Below are 3,269 nucleotides of genomic sequence, written 5' to 3' on the forward strand. Positions count from 1 at the left end.
AGAGATCATGGATCGTGAGCGTGCGAACCGAAACTCAATACACCTGTATTGCACGGGTCCCTACTGGGTAGCGTTCGAGCGTTCGGCCTACCAGCTGCATCGTGCGTTCCCGGATAGCGAGACCACGCCGCTGCGCCTGTTCGCCTACCCGTTCCCGATCGTGATGGTGTCCGTTACGGATCGCTCGCTCCGCTCGTACGCCCGTAAACATATATTGAGAAGAGACGGGTCGGATTACAAGCTATTGACCGTCCCCGGGTTTCCCTTGGCGGACTACCGTGAATGGCACGCCGGCGAGGTGGAGGGATTGCCCCGGTTAAGCGAGAATTAGATAAGGGCAGAAAAGAAACGGTCGGATCCCCCGGATGGCAATGGCCGTCTCTAGCGGCTAGGAGACCCCTTGGCTTTGGCCGATAGGCTGACCCCGCTTTAACATATACCACTCCGGCCGTCCGGTGGTCCGGCCCTTTTATAATTGAGAATTGAAAATTGAGAATTAAAGAGATGATAATAGCGGTAGATTTCGACGGTACGATCGTCGAGCACAAGTATCCGGCGATCGGGCGTGAGCTTCCTTTCGCCATCGAGACGTTGAGGAAATTGCAATCGGATCGGCATAAGCTGATCCTTTGGACGGTCCGTGAGGGCGGGCTCTTGGAGGAGGCGTTGTCCTTCTGCCGTGAGCGTGGCTTGGAGTTCTACGCGGTGAACCGTGACTACCCGGAGGAGGAGAGAGACCGGAACAACCACTTCTCCCGCAAGCTGAAGGCGGACGTTTTCATCGACGACCGCAACCTCGGCGGCCTCCCGGACTGGGGCACGATCTACGAGATGGTGACCAAGAGACTGTCCTATGAGGACCTGACGCGTAAATACGAGTCGGAGTACGAGCCGGAGAAACCCAAAGGTTTCCTGTCCCGCCTTTTCCGTTAAGTCCGTGTGATCCGTGTTTAAAGAAATAAAAACGATAACAAAATAATATGAAGATCAAAAGACTACTGTTCCTATTCTCGCTGCCCCTTTTGCTGGCGGCGTGTACGTCTTACAAGAACGTGCCCTACCTCCAGAACCCGGAGGCGGTGAACGATCTCGAGGGGACGCTTCCCCTGTATGACGCCAAGATCATGCCCAAGGACCTGTTGAGCATCACGGTCAACACGACGGACCCGCAGGCGGCGGCCCCGTTCAACCTGACGGTGCAGACCCCGTTGAACGCGGCCCTGACGAACATCAACACGACGACGCAACCCACGTTGCAGCAATACCTCGTGAACAACTCCGGCGAGATCGACTTCCCTGTGATCGGTACGCTGAGGGTCGGCGGCTTGACGAAGAACGAGGCGGAGAGCCTGATCCGTGAGAGATTGAGGCCTTACTTGAAGGAGGCGCCCATCGTGACGGTGCGCATGGCGAACTACAAGATCTCGGTCTTGGGCGAGGTGGCCCGTCCGGGCAGCTTCACGATCGGCAACGAGAAGGTGAACGTTCTGGAGGCGTTGGCGATGGCCGGCGACATGACGATCTACGGCGTACGTGACAACGTGAAGCTGATCCGCGAGGACGAGAGCGGGAAGCGCGAGATCATCAACCTGGACCTGAACAACGCCGGAATCGTGACCTCCCCGTATTATTATTTGAAACAGAACGACATCCTTTATGTCACGCCGAACGAGACGAAGGCGAAGAACTCCGATATCGGTAACAGCACGACGTTGTGGGTGAGCTCGATCTCGATCTTGGTCTCGATCGCCGGCCTGTTGGTGAACATACTTAAATAATTGAAAATAGAGAATTGAGAATTGAAAATTTAGAGAGATGGTGGACGATGGTATAAATACAAGCAATAATAATAATAACAATAACAATCCGGAGGGGGAGGATCGTGAGATCAATCTTTACGCCGTGTTTTTCAAGTATATGGTTTATTGGCCTTGGTTCGTGGCGAGCGTACTGGCCTGCTGCATCGGGATGTACGTCTTCCTGCGTTACCAGACGCCGGTGTATAACGTCACGTCGTCGGTGCTGATCAAGGAGGACGAGAAGAAGGGGGCTAACGCCGCCAGCGGCTTGGCTGCGATACAGGACCTCGGCATGCTCTCGATGACGAGCAACTTCGACAACGAGGTCGAGATCCTGAGGTCCCGCACGTTGATCAAGAAGGTGGTGAACGACATGGGCCTGTATATCGACATGGAGGAGTCGAACGCCTTGGGCTTCAACCCCCCGTTATATAAGAACTCCCCCGTTAACGTGTTCATCACCCCCGAGGAGGCGGACCGTCTGGTGGCCCCCGTCGAGCTGCGCATGCGCTACACGAAGGAGGGTCAGCTAACGGTGAGAGCGGAGTACAAGATCGACAAGGAGGGTGACGAGGAGACGATGGAGCAGGGCTTCGACAGGCTCCCCGCCATATTGCCCACCCCCGTGGGGGTTTTCAGTTTCACGTGCATGGATTCCATACCGGAGTTGGAGGGCGGGGAGATCGAGCTGGTCGCCCACGTCCATACCCCCACGTCCACTGCCGAGGCTTACGGCAAGGAGTTGAGCGTGACGCCCTCGTCCAAGACGACGACGATCGCCAAGGTATCCTTGAGGAACACGGTGAGGCGACGAGGCGTGGACTTCATCAATCGCCTTGTGTCGTTCTACAACCAGGACGCCAACGACGAGAAGAACGAGGTGGCGCAGAAGACGGCTGAGTTCATCGAGGAGCGCATCGGCATCATCAACGGCGAGCTGGGCACTACGGAGAGCGAGCTCGCTGCCTTCAAGCAACGCTCCGGCCTGACGAATTTGACGAGCGACGCCCAGATGGCGTTGCAGGAAAGCTCGAGGTATGAGCAACAACGTACGGAGAACGCCACGCAGATCAACTTGGTGCAGTATCTCCGCAATTATATCGACGATCCTGCGAACATGGACGAGGTGATCCCTGCCAACGTGGGCCTGCGGGATCAAAACCTCACCTCTGTCATCGACCAGTACAACACGATGATCATCGAGCGCAAGCGCCTGTTGCGCACCTCTTCGGACAGCAACCCGGCGATCATCAACATGAACGCCGGCATCGAGGCTATGCGCCGCAACGTGAAGACGACGGTGAACAGTGTCTTGAGGGGTCTCCAGATCGCCAAGGCGGACATCGACCGTCAGGCGAGCAAGTTCGAGAGCCGCATCAGCGACGCCCCGAGGCAGGAGAAGGAGTTCATGACGATCTCCCGGCAGCAGGAGATCAAGGCCACGTTGTACGTCATGCTGTTGCAGAAGCG

4 protein-coding genes are annotated in these 3,269 nt (G+C 56.5%); all 4 read left to right on the forward strand.

The features are described 5' to 3' along the window. Positions 1 to 331, forward strand: a 331-nt coding sequence (locus tag DWX84_RS21190) for a hypothetical protein (RefSeq protein WP_122377618.1), incomplete at its 5' end; no start/stop codon positions are given. A gap of 173 nt (positions 332 to 504) precedes the next feature. Further along, positions 505 to 933 (forward strand): BT0820 family HAD-type phosphatase, encoded by a 429-nt coding sequence (locus DWX84_RS21195; RefSeq protein ID WP_057317744.1) that lies wholly within the window; start codon positions 505 to 507, stop codon positions 931 to 933. Between the two features lie 47 nt (positions 934 to 980). Further along, positions 981 to 1,778: a polysaccharide biosynthesis/export family protein gene (locus tag DWX84_RS21200; protein WP_005863165.1), complete on the forward strand. Its 798-nt coding sequence runs from the start codon at positions 981 to 983 to the stop codon at positions 1,776 to 1,778. Positions 1,779 to 1,815: 37 nt separating this feature from the next. Beyond that, on the forward strand, positions 1,816 to 3,269 hold a 1,454-nt coding region (locus DWX84_RS21205), incomplete at its 3' end, for a Wzz/FepE/Etk N-terminal domain-containing protein (RefSeq protein WP_233573983.1).

Source organism: Parabacteroides sp. AF21-43 (assembly GCF_003635435.1).
Taxonomy (GTDB): Bacteria; Bacteroidota; Bacteroidia; order Bacteroidales; family Tannerellaceae; genus Parabacteroides; species Parabacteroides distasonis.

Excerpts from the sequence above, each read along its gene's own strand:
- DWX84_RS21195 (WP_057317744.1), top strand. The coding sequence starts at position 505 with ATGATAATAGCGGTAGATTTCGACGGTACGATCGTCGAGCACAAGTAT.
- DWX84_RS21200 (WP_005863165.1), top strand. The coding sequence starts at position 981 with ATGAAGATCAAAAGACTACTGTTCCTATTCTCGCTGCCCCTTTTGCTG.